Consider the following 19412-nt stretch of genomic DNA (forward strand, 5'->3'; position numbering starts at 1 on the left):
TGCCTTGTCATTGGCTCCGGCTCAGGCCGCATCCTGGGATCTGGGTGATGTAAATATCACTTTTGATTCAACATTCTCATACGGCGCCAGCTGGCGTGCGGAGGATCGTGATTGGGATACTATTAGTAAAGTCAATCATCCACGATTCGATTGGACAGGCTACAACGCTGCAACTAACAATATCTATCTTCCATCCCAGATTTGGCAACAACCAGGCGCTTACTCCAGCAATGGTGATGCGGGTAATTTAAACTACGACCGCGGTGATATGTTCAGTAGTCTGGCTAAAGGTCTGCATGAACTGTCAATAACCAAAGATAATATTGGTTTGTTTACCCGCTTTATGTACTTCTATGATTTCGCGTTAATGGATAAGGACGGGGCTTATACGAACCCGGTATCCGGCCAGCGCGTCGACCCTTGTGCCGACGACGATGCACGTGATCTTGCCTGCCGCGATATCCGTCTGCTTGACGCTTACGTATATGGCAACTTCAGTTTTAATGACGGCATGAACCCGGTTTCAGTTAAAGTCGGTCAGCAGGTATTAAGCTGGGGTGAAAGCACGTTGATCCAGCACGGCATCAATATTACGCCGATTGATGTCGGTGTCGCCAGGGCTCCGGGAGCAGAGCTGAAAGAAGCTTATATCCCTGTCGGTATGGCAGTGTTAAATATTGGTTTGACAGACAACCTGTCGACTGAAATGTTTTACCAGTACGAATGGGTAAATAGCTATTTACCTGTACCGGGCAGCTACTTTTCAACCAATGATTTTGCTGGTGAAGGTGGCTATTTACAAAACGTACAGCTGGGCTTTGCCGGTAACCCTGATATCGATTTAGCTCACGTGCTACAAAGCCTGAACACCTTAGGTGCAGCTGTCGCCGGTGGCGCGATTACTCCGGCACAGGCAGGGCAAGCTTACCTTGCCTATCCTACAAAAGTGACTTTACGGCCATTTGGTAGTGCCGGCGAAATTGAACCGGATGATGGCGGCCAGTATGGTATTAAGTTTGATTACTTTGCTGCAGGCTTAAATGATACTGAATTCTCATTGTACTACATGAATTACCACAGCCGGGTACCGGTAATTTCTGGTATTGCATCCGATTTTTCGCAAGTAGGTGCAGATATTGGCCGGCTGGTTAATATGGCGGCAACCGGTGGCGTTACAAAAGACAACATTACCGAGTTGGCTGCGTTTTCCAAAGCATTACTCGAATATCCTGAAGATATCAAGTTATACGGTTTCAGTTTCAATACTACGTTGGGTGAAACCTCAGTTGCTGGTGAAATAGCGTATCGGCAGGATGAGCCGCTACAAATTGACGACGTGGAAATCTTATACGCAGGTATGCCTGAGCAATTAGCGAATGCTGGCTTGCGCCCAGATTTAGCCGGTATTTCACAAATCGGCCGTGACCCGCGTTATGGTGAGAAAGTCCAGCCTGGACAAAAGGCAAATGGTTTTATTCTCAGCGATACGCTGCAGGCGCAGATGACATTTACACATCTGTTTGGTCCAACGTTAGGCGCCGACAATTTTACTATGCTGGCTGAAGTTGGCGGTATCCGTATTCAGGATATGCCGGATCAAAGCGTGCTTAGATTAAATGGCCCTAATACCGATCGTAGTGGTGCACCATTGTTAAATGGTAATGGTGTTGAAATACCAGGTTTACACACCGGTTTGTCAAACGGCGCGGAAACGAATCCATTCCCTACTGCGTCTGCCTGGGGTTATCGTTTGTTGGCAAAAGCGGACTATAACAACGTTTTCGCCGGCGTTAACCTGTCCCAACGCATGGTATTTTCACATGACGTCAACGGTATCACGCCTGATCCGCTATTTATGTTTGTCGAGGACCGTAAATCTCTGGCTTATGCTGTTAGCTTTGATTATCTGAGCAAATGGTCAGGAGAAGTGTCTTACAACGTATTCTGGGGCGGCCAGGGCACAACGAATAACGTTGCTGACCGTGACTTTATCTCTTTTAACATCAAGTACTCTATTTAAGGGACGAGCACTTATTATGAAAAAACTCACCCTAATTTCTTCAGCAATTGCGTTAGTGTTAAGCTGTTCTGTAGCTGCAAAAATTTCTCCGGAGCAAGCTGCACGGCTTGGTAACGACTTGACACCATTGGGCGGCGAGAAAGCCGCTAACGCAGACGGATCTATTCCTGCCTGGAATGGTGGTATCACTTCAGCTCCGGCTGGATACACGCCAGGTATGCATCATCCTGATCCGTTTAAAGACGATAAAATACTGATGACGATAGATAAATCTAATATCGATCAGTATAAAAATCTGTTAAGTCCTGGCCAGATTAAGTTGTTCGAGATTTACCCGGACACTTACAAGATGAACATTTATCAATCACGCCGTACGGCATCTTTCCCGCAGTATGTTTATGATGCAACTAAACAAATAGCGACGAAAGCTGAGCTGATTGAAGGCGGCAACGGTATCATTAATGCTGCTATCGGTATTCCGTTCCCTATTCCGCAAAACGGGTTAGAGGCAGTCTGGAACCATCTGCTGCGTTACCGCGGTGTGGCCGCAAGCCGCAATGGTGGTCAGGCCGCGCCTACTGCGACAGGCGCTTTTACCATTATCGGTTTTGATGAACAGATAATGTTTAAGTACTCTGAGCCGAATGCAACGCCGGAAGCGTTGACAGCAGAGAATATTCTGTTTCGCTTTAAACAAGGCGTAACGTCTCCGGCGCGTCTGGCAGGTACTGCTCTTTTAGTACATGAGACAATGGATCAGGTTAAAACACCGCGTCAGGCCTGGACATACAATACTGGCCAGCGCCGCGTTCGTCGCGCTCCAAACGTAGCATATGATGCCCCGGGTACCGCATCAGATGGTTTGCGCACTACAGATGACTTTGACATGTTTAACGGTTCACCGGATCGTTACAATTGGACGCTGGTCGGCAAACAAGAACTGTACATCCCTTATAACAGCTATAAGTTACACAGTAATGAAGTTAAGTATGCGGATTTACTGATGGCCGGTCACGTTAACCCTGATTATGTACGCTGGGAAAAACACCGTGTATGGGTTGTCGAAGCGAAATTAAAAGACAATACACGTCATGTATATGGCAAACGTGTGTTTTATATCGACGAAGATAGCTGGCAGATCCACATTGCAGATCTGTATGACAACCGTGACGAGCTGTATCGTGTCGCCGTGGCTCATGGCCTGAACTACTACGAAGTGCCTACGCATTGGAGTACGTTGGAAGTTTACCACGACCTGAACTCACGCCGTTACATTGCAATTGGTTTGGATAACGAGGACAAAATGTACGATTTCTCAGTTAACCTGACTGATGCTGATTTCACGCCAGCAGCATTGCGTCGTGAAGGAACGCGGTAACTTAGCCGTGGTATGACGACGGTTGGCCTGGTGCCAACCGTTTTTATTTTTGAATTTATTTAGAGTGAAAACTCAAAGTATGTGTAAGAAGATTATCTGTCTGGCGGCAATATGTGCAGCCTTATGTTCTGTAACGACAGCAACAGCGCAGTCCAGTGATATTCAGCCACAAGCTGCAGACATTACTGTGTTAGCCAAGCATACCTTGTTGACCGACATCGCTAATGTTAATGGTCAGCAACTGGTCGCCGTCGGAGAGCGCGGCCATATATTGGTGAGTCAGGACGGACAGAACTGGTTACAGTCACCGGTACCGGTGCAAGCCAATCTGAACAGCGTCTATTTCGTCGACAAACAACACGGCTGGGCGGTAGGGCACGATGCCAGCATCTTAGCAACAAAAGATAGCGGCGCCAGCTGGAGGCTGCAGCATTATGCGCCTGAGACAGATAAGCCACTGTTCGATGTCTATTTTGCCAACAGTAGTAGCGGTATCGCCGTAGGCGCTTACGGTTTGTTCTACCGGACTGAAGACGGTGGAGAGACCTGGCAAAAAGAGTTTCACCCCGAGGTCTTATCAGAAGATGACCAAGCCTATCTGGAAGAGCTGAAAGAAACTGACCCAGATATGTATGAAGTTGAACTGGGCGCTATTTTGCCTCACTTTAACCGGCTTTTTGCCGATGGCAATGTGCTGTATATGGTAGGTGAAGCCGGTTTCGCGGCAAAAAGTAATGACAACGGCAAGAGCTGGAGCCGGCTGGAAACATTTTATAATGGCTCATTGTTTGATATCACCAGAACGCCACAAATGGCGTTGCTCGCAGTCGGATTGCGCGGTCATGCGTTTTTAAGCCACGATCAGGGCGAAAGCTGGCAACAAATTGCGTTGAACGAAACGGCAACATTAAATAGTGCATTTTTTGACAATGACGGCCGCTTGTACCTGGTAGGTAACGCTGGCACCTTACTGGTTAGCAGTGATGATGGTGCTTCTTTTACCAATTTGTCCCGTGCAGATGGCAAAGCTATTGTCAACGGCCTGATATGGCACAACGAGTTGCTGCTGGTCACTGAAACTGGCATTAGAAGCATTAAGCAGAGTGAATTGAAATAACATGAGTGTAAATCGACTGGTTAACAAATTTGAATATGCGTTGTTTCGGCACCGGGCAATGGTTATCGGTGCTTTTGTGCTGGCGACGCTGTTTTTACTGTTCAAAGCAACAACGATAAAACTTGACGCCGCTTTTACTAAAAATATCCCGCTGAAGCACGAATACATGCAGACTTATCTGCGCCATGCACAGGATTTTGGCGGTGCCAACAATATTTTGATTTCGTTATGTGATCAAAGCGGCGATATTTTTAATGCTGGCTTCTTTGATACTTTGCGTAAAGCACATGATGAGTTGCTTTACACCTCTGGTGTCGATCGGGTCCAGGTTAAATCATTATTTAGCCCAAGCACCCGCTTTGTTGAAGTGGTCGAAGACGGCTTTGCCGGAGGCCCGGTCATTCCGGCCGATTTCGTCGCCAATGACGCCGGGCTTGCGAAGGTAAAAGAGAACACCGAGAAAGCAGGCATCGTCGGGCGTATGGTAGCCGATGATTACAGCTGTGCCATGATTTCGGCGCAGTTACTGGAGGTTGATCCAGACACCGGTGAAAAGTTAGATACGATAGGTCTTGCGGGTACGCTTGAGCAGAATATCCGGGCAAAATATCAGTCTGACGACATCAGTGTTCATATAATCGGTTTTGCCAAAATGGTTGGTGATGTGGCTGAAGGCGCAAAAGGCGTATTAGTGTTTTTTGCCATTGCTATCGCCGTAACGTCAGTCATGGTGTTTTTCTTCTGCCGCTCACTGATGCTTACCGTGTTACCTATTGCCTGTTCACTGATAGCCGTTATCTGGCAGATGGGGCTGTTGTCGCTGATGGGGTTTGGTATTGACCCTATGTCTATTCTGGTGCCATTTCTGGTATTTGCCATTGGTGTCAGCCATGGTGTGCAGATGATTAATTCAACCGGCAAACGTGTTGCTGCCGGCATGGACGCGAAAACAGCGGCCCAGGCCAGTTTCCGCAAGTTGCTGGTGCCCGGTGGCGTTGCACTGCTGTCGGACACGGTAGGCTTTTTAACACTACTCATTATTGAGATCGGTGTGATACGTGAACTTGCGATAACGGCCAGTCTGGGTGTTGCGGTGATTATTCTGACGAACCTGATCTTACTTCCGGTATTGATGTCTTTCGTCCGCTTTAGTCAACGGTACAAAACCTATGCGGCTAAACCCTCAGTGACCAGCGATAAAATCTGGTTTGCGCTTTCCGCATTTGCCACCCGTAAATACGCCGGCGTTATTTTGTTGGTTACCGCGGCGTTGTTTGTATTTGGTTACATGCAAAGTGCCCAGCTAAAAATAGGTGATTTACATGCCGGAGCACCGGCGCTGCATGAAGACTCGCGTTATAACCAGGATACATTCCTGATCACTGACCGTTATGCGATATCTGTCGATTACCTCAATGTAATGGTTGAAACCATACCCAGTGCCTGTACGGAACACAGTATTATGGCCAAGATAGACCGGTTTCAGTGGCTGATGGAGAACGTTGAAGGCGTGCAGTCGACAGTGTCTCTGGCGTCAGTATCTAAGTCAATCAATGCAGCTTTTAATGAAGGTAATGTGAAATGGCGGGTTTTACCACGTAATACCCAAAGTCTGGTACAGGCATCGTCACGGGTCGAGACCAGCACCGGTTTACTTAATGCAGATTGCTCTGTCATGCCGGTGATTCTGTTTTTACAAGACCATAAAGCTGAGACGATGGAGCGGGTGGTTGCTGCTGCTAAGCAGTACGGTAAAGAAATCGGTGACGAGCAAACCCGATTTATGTTGGCATCCGGGCCGGCTGGCGTAATGGCCGCGACAAACGAAGCCGTGTCAGAAGCCCAGCAGCCAATGATGTGGTACGTATATGGTGCTGTTATTGTGCTGTGCCTGTTAAGTTTCCGCTCGGTGCGGGCAACGGTATCTGTCATTGTGCCGTTATATGTAGTGTCAGTACTGGCGACAGCGCTGATGACCGCTTTGCAGATTGGCCTGACAGTATCAACCTTACCCGTTATCGCACTTGGCGTAGGTATAGGTGTGGATTATGGTATTTACATCTTATCCAATATGACGCAAATGCTACGTGATGGCGCACCGTTACGCCAGGCTTACTATGAAGCGCTGAAGGAAAGGGGCAGTGCCGTTCTCTTTACCGGTATAACCCTGGCAATAGGTGTTAGTACCTGGGTGTTCTCAGCACTGAAGTTCCAGGTAGACATGGGAATACTGTTAACCTTTATGTTTATCGTTAATATGCTCGGTGCGATAGTAGTGTTACCGGCACTTGCAGCATTTTTGTGGCGAAAAAATTAGGTTATCTTATTGCATGAATAAACACGAAAATGGCCGAAAGGCCATTTTCTATTTACGGCAAGTGAATAAGTTGTCAGATACCTTAAAAATCACTGGTTTAACCAGCATAAAAGCCCAAAATAGTGCTCGAAAAGCGCTACAATAGGCACTACACTGCGCACCTGACACGCTCTGGTTTGTTCGGTAGCGCCTGCTGTGAAAGCAGTGACTGCAAAAAGGATACAAAAATGGCACTGATAGACGGTCAACCCTCTGTATTACTACAAAATGTTAATAAACTAATCCAACAGCGAGTAAAAGACCAGGTTAAGCTGGTTGAGAAGTTCGCTAATACCTTGTACGGCAATATGTCCAACGAAGACCTGGTTGGCCGTAACGACAGCGATTTATACGGTGCAGCCCTTAGCTTATGGCAAACGTTTAACAGCCATGCTGAGCCTGCAGCAAAGATCCGGGTATTTAATCCGGAAATAGCCAAGCATGGCTGGGAGTCTAAACACACTATTGTCGAAATGGTCGTACAGGATATGCCATTTCTGGTCGACTCAGTGCGTATGGCGCTGAGTCGTCAAAGCATTACAGCGCACTTGCTGCTGCATTACCCATTACAGACCGAGCGTGATAAAGATCAACAGATCACGGATTTCTTTAAGCTGGGCAGCAAAGCCAATGCCAGCACGCAACAGACAGTATTTCACATTGAAATCGATCGCGTTACAGACAAGGCCGCTATTCAGACACTGACAGATGAACTGCACTCAGTAATGGAAGATGTGTCTCTGGCCGTACAGGACTGGCAGCCGGCAAAAGAGAAACTGCAGGAAGTCATTAAAGCGTTGCCAAAACAAAGTGGCAAAGCCAGTGCAGAAGAAGTAAAACAGGCAAGCGAATTTTTAAACTGGCTGGCAAAAGACAACTTCACCTTGCTTGGTTACCGCGAATACTCTATCACACCAGTGAAGGGTGACTATAAAATCAGTGGCATCGATAAAAGCTCATTGGGTTTAATGCGCCGCTCAGCTTCCCGTGATCTGATGTTGTCGGAGTTGCCGGAAAGTGGCCGCAAACAGGCTGTCAACAATGCGCTTTTAATACTGACGAAAACCAACAATAAGTCACGCGTACACCGCCCGGCGTATATTGATTACATCGGTGTGAAAAAGTTTGATAAAGACGGCAAAGTCATCGGCGAAGATCGTTTTATCGGTTTGTACTCTTCGTCACTTTATAACAACAGCGCAGGCGATATTCCGCTGTTGAAAAGCAAACTGGCTAAAGTTATGCAAATGTCCGAGTTTGCTACCGGCACTCATGCCTACAAAGCACTGCTGAATATTCTGGAAACTTATCCACGCGATGAACTGATACAGGCCACAGCTGATGAACTGTTGCACGTTGCAATGGGCGTGTTGCAAATGCAGGAGCGTGATATGACGCGCCTGTTTATGCGCAAAGACAGCTTTGGCCGTTTCGTCAGTGCTATGGTGTATGTACCGCGAGAGCGCTATAACACCCAACTGCGTAAAGAGACTCAGGCCATACTGCAGCGTGCTCTTGGCAGCAATGAACCGGTAGAGTTTACTACTTATTTTTCTGAATCTGTGCTGGCGCGTACTCATTATCTGGTGCGGATCAGCGATAGCCATGTCGAGTATAAAGTGAAAGATATCGAACGTAATCTGGTAGAAGCGGCCCGCACCTGGGAAGATAAATTAGAAAGCGCGTTAATTGGGGTATACGGCGAAGCACGTGGCCGCGAGCTTATCAGCAAATATGTCAATGCGTTTCCGCGCAGTTACAAAGAGGAAATGCTGCCAAACGATGCGTTAGTGGATATCGGCAAGCTGGAATCACTGAATGATGATCATAAGCTGGAAATGCTGTTCTACCGGCCGCAGGAAGAAAAAGCCGACAGCAAAGCGGTACGGTTGAATCTGTTCCACAAAGACCATCCGATCCATCTGTCAGACGTACTGCCAATGTTGGAAAACTTTGGCCTGCGGGTTATCGGTGAAACGCCTTATGCGGTGAAATGTGCTGATGGCTCAGTCAGCTGGGTGCTTAATTTCGCAATGGAGCTAAACTGTGCGGTACCAGCAGATTTTGAAGCCGCGCAGCAGTCATTTCAGGAGTCTTTTGCCAAGGTATGGAATGGCGAGCTGGAAGATGATGGTTTTAACCGGTTAATCCTTGGTGCCGGTTTGAGCGGCCGCGAGGCATCTTTGCTGCGCGCTTTAGCGAAATACAAACGTCAGATTGGCGGTACGTTCAGCCAGTCTTATGTGGAAAACACCTTTGCCCGCTATGCTGAGCTTGCCAACCTGCTGGTGCAATTGTTTAACAGCAAGTTTGACCCTAAATCCAAAGCGACACCCAAAGCGGTTGAGAAACTGGAAGAGCAGATTGTTTCATCACTGGAAAATGTTGCCAACCTGGATGATGACCGCATAGTACGTCGCTTTGTCGATATGATTAATGCCACACTGCGTACAAACTACTTCCAGAAAAGTGCGCAGGGCACGGATAAGCCTTATATCTCGTTTAAGATTAAGTCGGATTTAATTCCTGACATGCCACTGCCGACACCAATGTTCGAGATTTTCGTCTACTCACCACGGGTAGAAGGCGTGCACTTACGTTTTGGTAAGGTTGCCCGTGGCGGTTTACGCTGGTCAGATCGGCGTGAAGACTTCCGTACTGAAGTACTGGGGCTGGTAAAAGCGCAAACAGTAAAAAATACCGTAATAGTGCCAACCGGTTCTAAAGGTGGTTTTGTTTGTAAAAAACTGCCGGAAACTGGTGGCCGTGAAGCGTTCCTGAATGAAGGTAAAGATTGCTACCGCACCTTTATCCGTGGTTTGCTGGATGTAACCGATAATATCGTGCAGGGTGCGATAGTACCGCCGAAAGACGTAGTACGTCATGACGAAGATGACCCGTATCTGGTGGTCGCCGCTGACAAAGGTACCGCGACCTTCTCTGATATTTCGAATGGCATTTCAGAAGAATATGCTTTCTGGCTCGGTGATGCGTTTGCTTCAGGCGGCTCAAACGGCTATGACCACAAGAAGATGGGTATCACTGCACGTGGCGGTTGGGAATCAGTAAAACGTCACTTCCGTGAAATAGGCATCGATTGCCAGACCACCGACTTTACCTGTGTTGGCATCGGCGACATGGCAGGGGACGTGTTTGGTAACGGCATGCTGTTATCAAAACATATCCGGCTGCAGGTCGCATTTAACCATATGCATATCTTCGTTGACCCGAACCCGGATTCAGCCAGGAGCTGGGAAGAACGCAACCGGATGTTTAATCTGCCTACATCCACCTGGGATGACTATGATAAGTCACTGATTTCTGAAGGCGGTGGTATCTTCTTACGTAGTGCCAAAGCCATTAAGTTATCGCCACAGATGAAGGAAATGCTGGGCACAACTAAGGCCAGCATGACGCCGAATGAGCTGATCCGTGAAGCCTTGATGATGCCGGTTGACCTTATCTGGAATGGTGGTATCGGTACTTACGTTAAAGCAACCAGTGAAAGCCATGCAGAAGTGGGTGACCGTGGTTCAGAGCCGCTGCGGGTTAACGGTAAAGACTTAAAGGCGAAAATCATCGGCGAAGGTGGCAACCTGGGTGCGACCCAACGTGGACGTATCGAATACGCCATGCACGGTGGTCGTATCAATACCGATTTTGTCGATAACGTTGGCGGTGTAACCTGCTCGGACAACGAAGTAAACATTAAGATCCTGCTTAATACTCTGGTTGCCGGTGGCGATTTAACGTTGAAACAGCGTAATAAATTGCTGCTTGATATGACTGAAGATGTGGCTGCAATCGTTATTAAAGACTGTTACCGCCAGACGCAGAGTATCAGTATTTCGTCTTTGTTAGGTGCGGAGCAGCTAAAAGAATATACCCGCTTTATCCATACACTGGAAAAAGACGGCAAGTTAAACCGCGAGCTGGAGTTCCTGCCATCTGATGATGAGCTGGCAGAGCGTATGGCTAAGGGACAGGGCTTAACCCGTCCTGAGCTGTCTATCCTGACCGCCTACGGTAAGATGGTGCTGAAAGAGCGTCTGGTGCTGCCAGAGATTTATGAAAATGCTTATTTCAAACGTCAGCTGTTTGCTAACTTCCCGCAGATGCTGCAGGACAAGTACGCTGCGGAGATGGAAAACCATCCGCTAAAAGCCGAAATTATCGCGACCAAGCTGGCAAATATGCTGGTTAACGAGATGGGGCCTAATTTTGCGCAGCGTATGCAGGAAGAAACCGGCGCCGGCGTGGGTGAGGTAACGCTTTGTTACGCCATCGCGCGCGACCTGTTTGATTTATCCTCAATGTGGCGCAAGCTGGAGCAACTGGACAATGTGATCCCTGCGGCACTGCAAAGCAAGTTGTTACATCAGCTGCGCCGTACAATGCGCCGGGCAACACGCTGGTTCCTGCGCCATCGTAACAAAGCGCTGGATATTCAGCAGACTATCGACTTCTTCAAGCCAGCTTACCAGCAGTTAAACAAAGAACTGCCGGCTTATCTGGCAGCGTCTGAAGCTGAACAGTTATTGCATAAACAATCGGCACTGACAGAGCAGGGCGTACCGCAGGACATCGCGCAGTACCTGGCGCAGTTAAGTACAGTATTCTCTGTAATGGATATCGCCCAGGTAGCAGACGCTGAGAAGATTTCGCTGTCAATGGTGGCAGAGATCTACTTTAAACTGGGTGACAAGCTTGATTTGCACTGGTTCCTGGAACAGATCACCAATCAGCCGGTATCAAATCACTGGCAAGCATTGGCCAGAGCGTCTTATCGTGAAGAGCTGGACTGGCAGCAGCGTGCATTGTCCGCTGTTGTAGTTCGCAGCTGCGGTAAGGTATGCGAAGCCGATGAGGTGATAAGTCGTTGGATCAATGAACATGATGCCTTGCTTGAACGCTGGCGGTTAATGCTGGCAGAGTTCAAAACAACCAAGAGCCATGAGTTTGCCAAGTTCTCGGTAGCTCTGCGCGAATTAATGCTGTTAAGTCATCATTGTGACCCTGTAAAATAACGGGCCAAGTGGCTACAATACCCCGGCTGGCCCGGGGTATTTTTTTGTTTTTAAAAGGCAATTTATGTTTTATCCAATCGCGCAAAAAGTTATGTTCGCCTGTGATGCCGAATGGTCTCACAATTTTGCTCTGGGCAGCCTGAAACGGCTGGCTCATACGCCTGTGGCAGCACTGTGGCGCCAGGAGTTGCCAATGAAGCCCGTTACTGTTGCAGGGATCCGGTTTGATAATCCACTGGGCCTGGCGGCGGGTTTAGACAAAAACGCCGAATGTATTGATGCCTTTGGTCAGATGGGATTTGGTTTTATAGAAGTGGGTACTGTTACCCCAAGACCACAGCAGGGTAATGACAAACCCCGTATTTTTCGTCTGCCGCAAGCTCACGCCATTATTAACCGCATGGGCTTTAATAACAAAGGCGTTGATTACCTGGTCGAGAATGTTAAAAAGGCAAGCTACAGAGGCGTGCTCGGTATAAATATCGGCAAAAACAAAGACACACCGAATGAGCAGGGTAAAGATGACTATATCCACTGTATGCGTAAAGTTTATGCGCATGCCAGCTACATTACCGTGAATATCTCATCACCAAACACCCCGGGATTACGGGATCTGCAGTTTGGTGATGCGTTATATGATTTGCTGCAAAGTGTGAAGAATGAACAGCTGGACTTGCAGGCTCAGCATGATAAGTATGTACCTGTATTTGTGAAAATTGCACCGGATATGGATCTGGTTGCAGTGAATCAGGTTGCTGAAACGCTGCTAAACAGCAAAATGGATGGTGTGATAGCGACCAACACAACCTTAGACAGAAGTTTGGTACAGGGCCTGCGATATGCAAACGAAGCAGGCGGTCTTAGCGGCCAGCCAGTCAGGCAAAAAAGCACCGAAGTTTTGCGTCAGCTAAGAGCGGCGGTTGGGACTAAGCTGCCAATTATTGGTGTTGGCGGTATCGATGACGCACAATCGGCGCAGGAAAAACTGGCTGCCGGAGCGAACCTGCTACAGGTTTACACCGGTTTTATCTATCGTGGGCCTGAGCTGATAAAACAGATCGTTACCAGCTTATAAGGATCAGTAGCTGATCTTGTCATGTTATAACCAAATGGTCTTTAACATCTTGATCAGCTTAGTGTATTTCTGTAATTGCATAATTGTTAGCCAATCAGGTTTTAATAGGGAATCTTATGCTTAGGCCATCAGAGCGCTGGTTTTGGACATACTGTGACAAGAAAGACCGTTTGCTGCTGGACATCAGCGACGAGGCGCAGTTTTGCTCACCTTTTGGTATGTCGCAGCTGATACAGCAACCACATAAGCAACCACTGTCGATGGCGGAAGCACAGGCTTTCTGGGCTATTGACGACAGCCTGCAGCAACTGGACCTTCCGCCTGCAGTCAGGTTGGAATTATGCCTTACTGCTTTATGCGCACCCTTTGTGCAGCAGCAAGCGCATAAAAGTTGGTATTTCCAGCAGGGCCAGCAATATGAACCAGCGCAATTTGATGTTGTGACAATACGTGGCCTGAGCAGCCAGTATGCGCTGGTGCTGTCTACCGACACTGAGTGTGCTAACTGCCTGTTGCTGGGTGAGATAACAACGCTGGCTGGCAAAGTGCTGCCAAGGTTGCAGGTCATCCGCGTGCTGAGCAATCGTATCAGTGTGCTGAAAAAAGCAGTGTCATACCGGCAAATTGCCTGAATTTTCTAATCCGTTATTTCCCTGATGGGCTTAACCGACTAAACTAGCGGCATTTGCTGTTGCCGTGAATCTGATCTATGTCTGCTATTGCTTCTTCTGTTGAACTTGACGCTTTCTTTCACCTGCTGGGTTCTGCCGTTAGCGACAGGCAACTGCTTAAGCTGGTGCTGAGCAAATACCGGGGCAGCGAACCTTTAAAGCAGGTTCAGATACGTCCGGTGCAGCTAAAACAGCAATGGTTACTCAGTTTTACCTATAAATATCAGACAAATGATGTAACACGTAACCTTGATACCGCAGATGCAGTAGCAGAAATCCGCAGTTTAGTGGCTAACAGCTTTAGTGCCGCAAACTTGTTTACCACTGCCGCAGAAGCTCAACTTGCCATCAGCAAAAAGGGTAAAGTGTTGTATCAGCATAAACAGCTTCAGCACGCTGCTACGGCGTTACCTTCGGCTCATAACCGCGAAAAGCAACGTTACCTGACACTGCAGCGGCCATTTTTACAGGAACTGGGTGTTACTGATGCACAGCAGCAGTTGATCCCGTCAATGTCGCGTAAATGGAAGCAGATAAATAAATTTATTGAAATTTTTTCTAATGCTGTGCAGGAATCCGGCCTGAAAGAACGGCAGCAGCTGCATGTTGCAGATTTTGGTTCCGGTAAAGCCTATCTGACGTTTGCTATGCATGACTATCTGACCAATACTCTGGGGCTGCAAGCGAAAGTAACCGGCGTTGAGCTACGGCAAAATCTGGTTGATTTGTGCAATAATACAGCGAAAAAATTGTCTCTGGCGGGCATAGATTTTGAACAGGGTGATGTGAAGCACTTTCAGGCCCGGGGGATCAATGTCATGATAGCGCTGCACGCCTGTGACATTGCCACTGATTACGCTATTCATATGGGTATAGAGACAGGTGCAGAGATCATCATGTGTTCTCCTTGCTGCCACAAACAAATACGGCCGCAAATGAAGCTGCCTGATATACTGGCACCAATGTTAACGCATGGTATTCATCTGGGGCAGGAAGCTGAAATGGTTACCGACAGTGTAAGGGCTTTACTACTGGAAGCATTTGGTTATACAACAAAGGTGTTTGAGTTTATATCTCTTGAGCACACCAGCAAGAATAAGATGATTCTTGCAATAAAAAACAAACAAAAAATTAACAAGGGTAAGTTCATCAATCAAGTTATTGAAATTAAACGGTTTTATGGAATAAATCAGCATTATCTTGAACGCTTGCTGAATATAACGGATGAAATTAAGTAACGCGTTAATCACAAAAACTTCACCTGTACAAAATTGACTTAGCGCGTCAGCCGCCTGTAGTCTGATCCGAAAGCTTAATGTTGTTAAGCATTAATCAGTAAATCGTTTCTTTACTGTCAGGATAAGGATGCAGAGGCTATGAAAACAGTACCAGCACATAGTGATACCCGCCGCAGCAAGATTACCAAGGCGGTCATTCCAGTTGCAGGCTTAGGCACGAGAATGTTGCCTGCGACAAAAGCGATCCCAAAAGAAATGTTACCGGTGTTGGATAAACCTCTGATCCAGCATGTTGTTCAGGAAGCGGTCGCCGCAGGGATGACGGAGATTGTACTGGTAACTCATTCATCAAAAAACAGCATTGAAAACCACTTTGATACCAGTTTTGAGCTGGAAGCTACGCTGGAAAAACGCGTTAAACGCCAGCTGCTCGAGGAAGTACGCAGCATCACTCCCAAGAATGTCACGCTGATTTCGGTGCGCCAACCGGTAGCGCTGGGGCTGGGAAATGCCATCATGTGTGCTTACCCGGTGGTTGGTCACAATCCTTTTGCTATTTTGCTGCCTGACGTTCTGGTTGATCAGCATCAGTGTGACCCTGCCAGAGATAATCTGGCGGCAATGATGGCACGCTACAGCGAAACGGGGGCCAGTCAGATTATGGTTGAGCCGGTACCCGGTAATATGGTCAATCAGTACGGTATCGTTGATTTAAACGCTGCGAGCTTAATCGCTGGCACCAGCGCAACGATAACAGACATGATCGAAAAACCTGCTATTGGCGAGGCGCCAAGCAACTTCGCCATCACAGGGCGCTACGTCTTGTCAGAGCATATCTGGGACCTGCTTGCCCATATACCACCGGGCGCCGGCGATGAAATTCAGCTTACCGATGCGATATACCAGTTATGTTTGCGCGAGAAGACCGAGGCATATCACATTATTGGTAAAAGCCACGACTGTGGTACTAAGCTGGGGCTGATCCAGGCGAACATTGAGTATGCACTACAGCATGAACAGTATGCGCAGCCGCTGCGTGCCACTATAGAGCGCATTTTTGCTGATCTGAATAAAGATAAGCGACACCTGCAGCTGTTAAAAACAGTGTAAGAGGCATACAAGCTATGCAAAACAGCACGCCACACATCCGTAAAAGTCAGCCTGTAGCAGGGATATCTTTTTGCCTGTTGTCACAGGAGCAAATAGTGCAAAGTATTATGTCGCCAGCACCGGAAGATGAATCACTGAGGCTGGTGGTGACCACCAATGTCGACCATATGGTCGCAATGCGCCGGCAGGCTGAGTTCAAAACGGCTTGCAAAGATGCCTGGCTGGTTACCGCAGATGGTTTTCCGGTGGTAAGGTTGTTAAAAGCACTGAAGATTGCAACGCCCGGCCGCATAACCGGCGCCGATTTATTTCCGGCTATTCTTAGCAGCCTGAGTCCTGCCTGGCACTCGCCATTTTTTGTCTGTGCCAGTGAAGCAACCGCAGAGTACCTTCGGTGTTGGTTAGCAGCAAGGGGATACACCAATCCGGATCAGCGTGTAATAGTACCGGAGTTTGGTTTTGAGAAAGATGCACTGCGAAGCAGTGAAATGTTACAGCAAATCCGTGCCGTGGCGACTACCCATCTGTTCTTTGGTGTCGGGGCGCCCAAATCAGAATTATGGATGCAAAAACATCGGCAACAGCTTACGGGGATGTATGGTTTTGGCTTTGGCGCCGGGCTTGATTTTTTTGCCGGCACAGCCAAAAGGGCGCCGCAATGGGTGCAACGTGTCAACATGGAATGGGCGTGGCGTTTGTTTTCCAATCCACGGCGCTTGGCGAAGCGCTACCTGGTTGACTCATGGAGTTTTCTACGGATAGCACTGACAGAGTATCGCTTGATTGAGAAGGAGAGCCGCTAATGTCTGTGCCCGATATGACGCTGCCTGATGCCATTATTGATTGCTCCCATTTGGGCCGCAAAACAACCGGTATAGAACGCATTACAGAGGAGTTATTTTCTGATGAAGCACTCGGTAACAGTCAAATTGTCAGATTAAAGTCGCGTAGTATCAGCGGCATGCTATTGCAGCAGTGGTTTGGCATTTTATATGCTGCGCTTAAGTACCCTGATAGTTTAATTATCACACCGGGTTTTCCGCCGTCGGTGCTGGCGACGCTGATGTTAAATGACCGGCTCATCCCTTATATCCATGATGTTTTTCTGTTGACCCGCCAGCACGAGTTAAACCGCAAAGCCCGGCTTTATATGCGACCGTCTTTTGCCTTTGCGGTAAAAAGACTAAAACGTTTTTTTGTTAACTCAGAGAAGACGAAACAGGATTTGCAGCAGTTTTGCCGCCCTGATGCGCAGATCATTATGCTGCGGCCACAAGTACGCAATGTATTTGAACTGCAGCATGACGAACATCGCTATAGCAGGGTTGAACCGGCCAGATTAAAGCTGGTGATGCTGGGAACGGTGGAGCCGCGCAAAAATTATGCTGCTGCAGTTGCGATTCTTAATGAACTGCGGGCAAGGCTAGGTCAAGAAGTGGAGTTACATGTTGTCGGGCGCTTGGGTTGGGGGCCGGATGCTAATTTACTGCAAAATACACCAGGCGTAGTGTGCTATGGCTACCTCAGTGCTGACGAGATCAGGGCTTTAATCAGCAGCGCGACCTTTTATCTGTCAACTTCGCATGATGAGGGGCTGGGCTTACCACTACTCGAGCTGCAGTACAGTGGTATTGCTGTTATCGCGGCGAGAATACCGGTATTTTCCGAGGTGTTGGGGCAATCCGGTTTGCTGATAGATACCGGTGACGCTGTCAAAGCAGCTGATCAAATTCTGGCATTTTGCCGCGACTCTGCGCTGATACAGCAGCAAGCTGAGCTTGCCAGACTGAACATTCAACGCTGGAATGCCCTGGCTTTGGCAGATAAAGCCAATGCTGCGGCACTGATCACAGGGTAGGGAATGCAGTGTTTTTTAATGGCATAAACAATTTTCGCGCTCTGGCTATTTTTCTTATCGTCTGTGGCCACTGTTTCTGGATCTCAAATTGGTATCCGGAACATACCTGGCAGAAAGTGTACTTATACATGATACCCGGCGGCACCTTTTTCTTTGCTTTTATCAGTGGTTTTTTGTTTGCCCACCTGAACGTAAATACATTTCGTTATGCAGACTTTATCGGTAAAAAGTGGCGTAACATCGCATCACCTTATCTTTTCCTGTCGCTCCCTGTGATATGCCTGGCGGTGGTTATTCAGTATCCGGGCTATTTTGTTGATGAGCGATCAGGCGTGTATTACCAGTATATTCAGCCGTTTATGCAGTACCTGTTAACCGGAAGGGTGTTGACGGGGTACTGGTACATACCTTTTATTATGCTGGTGTTTGCTATATCGCCTGTACTGGTGAAATTTTACCGCATGCGAAACCAGGCGCTGCAGCTGGCGGTTGTGGTTACCTTACTGGTAATAGCAATGTTCGTGCATCGTTCAGAGGATAATCTGAATCCGTTGCAAAGTTTTGTCTATTTTCTGCCTGTGTTCATGTTCGGCATGGTATTTAACCGTCATTATGCGTTGTTGAGGGATAACTATCGCGCACTGCCATGGCTGTTACTCATTTGTTCGCTCGCGTTGTCTGTGTATCAGAGTGCCTGGTTGGGTATTGCACATAACGCGCACAAAGCTTTTTTCGAGTATGCTGGTGCTGATCTGAAGTTAGTGGAAAAAGTGATGCAGGCAGTGGCGATTTTGCTACTGTTTGAACGCTACTGGCACAAGCGTTACCGGCTGATTGACCTTATCGCATCAGCTAGTTTCGCTATATTTTTTCTGCACCCGATAGTGATTGCCGTATTTAAGCGGGTGCTACAGAACAGTTTTGCCGGCTTTATGTACTGGCATGTTCTGACGTTTACGGTTTTCTTTACCACCTTGTTACTGGCCTGGTTTGCGAAGCAGGTTCTGGGGTCGTACAGCAGACGGGTAATAGGCTGGTGAAGGATATTTTTAAGGAGCTGTTATGTTTACACCTGTAATTATGGCCGGGGGTTCAGGTACCCGTTTATGGCCGCTGTCACGTGGTAATTTTCCGAAGCAGTTTTTACCGCTGACAGGGCGTCACACTATGTTGCAACAAACGCTGCTGCGCCTGGGCGGGCTGCAGCATAGTACGGCATTGCTGATATGTAATGAAGATCACCGTTTTATCGCGGCGGAGCAGATACGGCAGTTGGCTAACGGTAAAGCAGACATTCTGCTGGAGCCTGCCGGACGCAATACTGCACCGGCAATAGCGTTGGCAGCACTGCGGGCAAAGCAGCAAGGTAATGCCGAGGCCGTACTGCTGGTGCTGGCTGCAGACCACGTGATAAACAATACGCCAGCGTTTCAGCAGGCAATAGAACACGCTTTGCCTCTGGCACAGGATGGTCAGTTGGTCACTTTCGGTATAGTGCCTTCAAGTGCCGAAACCGGTTATGGCTACATCAAACGCGGTGCGCAAACCGGTAACGCATACCG

Annotated in this window: 13 protein-coding genes; all 13 read left to right on the forward strand. The window is 48.0% G+C overall.

Annotated features, from left to right (window positions below; genetic code table 11):
* The coding region (locus tag VIN66_RS10435) for a DUF1302 domain-containing protein (protein ID WP_331923932.1) at nt 1–2020 on the forward strand (2020 nt) is incomplete at its 5' end.
* Nucleotides 2021–2036: 16 nt separating this feature from the next.
* A complete protein-coding gene (locus VIN66_RS10440; RefSeq protein ID WP_331923933.1) occupies nt 2037–3398 on the forward strand; it encodes a DUF1329 domain-containing protein in 1362 nt (453 codons plus the stop codon).
* 79 nt (nt 3399–3477) lie between these two features.
* Nucleotides 3478–4515: a WD40/YVTN/BNR-like repeat-containing protein gene (locus tag VIN66_RS10445; protein ID WP_331923934.1), complete on the forward strand. Its 1038-nt coding sequence runs from the start codon at nt 3478–3480 to the stop codon at nt 4513–4515.
* 1 nt (nt 4516) lies between these two features.
* The gene (locus VIN66_RS10450) at nt 4517–6832 is read left to right on the forward strand and encodes an efflux RND transporter permease subunit (protein WP_331923935.1); all 2316 of its coding nucleotides are present in this window, start codon (nt 4517–4519) and stop codon (nt 6830–6832) included.
* 227 nt (nt 6833–7059) lie between these two features.
* Nucleotides 7060–11898, forward strand: a complete 4839-nt coding sequence (locus VIN66_RS10455; RefSeq protein ID WP_331923936.1) for an NAD-glutamate dehydrogenase — start codon at nt 7060–7062, stop codon at nt 11896–11898.
* Nucleotides 11899–11962: 64 nt separating this feature from the next.
* On the forward strand, nt 11963–12973 hold the full coding sequence (gene pyrD, locus VIN66_RS10460; RefSeq protein WP_331923937.1) for a quinone-dependent dihydroorotate dehydrogenase: 1011 nt from the start codon (nt 11963–11965) through the stop codon (nt 12971–12973).
* 116 nt (nt 12974–13089) lie between these two features.
* Nucleotides 13090–13605 carry a cell division protein ZapC domain-containing protein gene (locus VIN66_RS10465; protein WP_331923938.1) on the forward strand — a complete coding sequence of 172 codons (516 nt, stop codon included), beginning with the start codon at nt 13090–13092 and terminating at the stop codon, nt 13603–13605.
* 77 nt (nt 13606–13682) lie between these two features.
* Nucleotides 13683–14882, forward strand: a complete 1200-nt coding sequence (locus VIN66_RS10470; protein WP_331923939.1) for an SAM-dependent methyltransferase — start codon at nt 13683–13685, stop codon at nt 14880–14882.
* A gap of 138 nt (nt 14883–15020) precedes the next feature.
* Nucleotides 15021–15992: a UTP--glucose-1-phosphate uridylyltransferase GalU gene (gene galU / locus VIN66_RS10475; protein ID WP_331923940.1), complete on the forward strand. Its 972-nt coding sequence runs from the start codon at nt 15021–15023 to the stop codon at nt 15990–15992.
* Nucleotides 15993–16087: 95 nt separating this feature from the next.
* A complete protein-coding gene (locus VIN66_RS10480; protein WP_331923941.1) occupies nt 16088–16795 on the forward strand; it encodes a WecB/TagA/CpsF family glycosyltransferase in 708 nt (235 codons plus the stop codon).
* Nucleotides 16795–17850 carry a glycosyltransferase gene (locus VIN66_RS10485; protein WP_331923942.1) on the forward strand — a complete coding sequence of 352 codons (1056 nt, stop codon included), beginning with the start codon at nt 16795–16797 and terminating at the stop codon, nt 17848–17850. The genes VIN66_RS10480 and VIN66_RS10485 overlap by 1 nt, the downstream gene beginning before the upstream one ends.
* A gap of 8 nt (nt 17851–17858) precedes the next feature.
* Entirely contained in the window at nt 17859–18890 is a 1032-nt protein-coding gene (locus tag VIN66_RS10490; RefSeq protein ID WP_331923943.1) for an acyltransferase, read from the forward strand.
* A 22-nt stretch (nt 18891–18912) separates the two neighbouring features.
* The coding region (locus tag VIN66_RS10495; RefSeq protein WP_331923944.1) for a sugar phosphate nucleotidyltransferase at nt 18913–19412 on the forward strand (500 nt) is incomplete at its 3' end.

The organism is Rheinheimera sp. (genome assembly GCF_036568245.1).
In the GTDB taxonomy this organism is placed as follows: Bacteria; Pseudomonadota; Gammaproteobacteria; order Enterobacterales; family Alteromonadaceae; genus Alishewanella.

Coding starts and splice junctions, on each gene's coding strand:
- VIN66_RS10470 (WP_331923939.1), top strand. CDS start 13,683: ATGTCTGCTATTGCTTCTTCTGTTGAACTTGACGCTTTCTTTCACCTG.
- VIN66_RS10455 (WP_331923936.1), top strand. CDS start 7,060: ATGGCACTGATAGACGGTCAACCCTCTGTATTACTACAAAATGTTAAT.
- VIN66_RS10465 (WP_331923938.1), top strand. CDS start 13,090: ATGCTTAGGCCATCAGAGCGCTGGTTTTGGACATACTGTGACAAGAAA.
- VIN66_RS10450 (WP_331923935.1), top strand. CDS start 4,517: ATGAGTGTAAATCGACTGGTTAACAAATTTGAATATGCGTTGTTTCGG.
- VIN66_RS10445 (WP_331923934.1), top strand. CDS start 3,478: ATGTGTAAGAAGATTATCTGTCTGGCGGCAATATGTGCAGCCTTATGT.
- pyrD (WP_331923937.1), top strand. CDS start 11,963: ATGTTTTATCCAATCGCGCAAAAAGTTATGTTCGCCTGTGATGCCGAA.
- VIN66_RS10485 (WP_331923942.1), top strand. CDS start 16,795: ATGTCTGTGCCCGATATGACGCTGCCTGATGCCATTATTGATTGCTCC.
- VIN66_RS10440 (WP_331923933.1), top strand. CDS start 2,037: ATGAAAAAACTCACCCTAATTTCTTCAGCAATTGCGTTAGTGTTAAGC.
- galU (WP_331923940.1), top strand. CDS start 15,021: ATGAAAACAGTACCAGCACATAGTGATACCCGCCGCAGCAAGATTACC.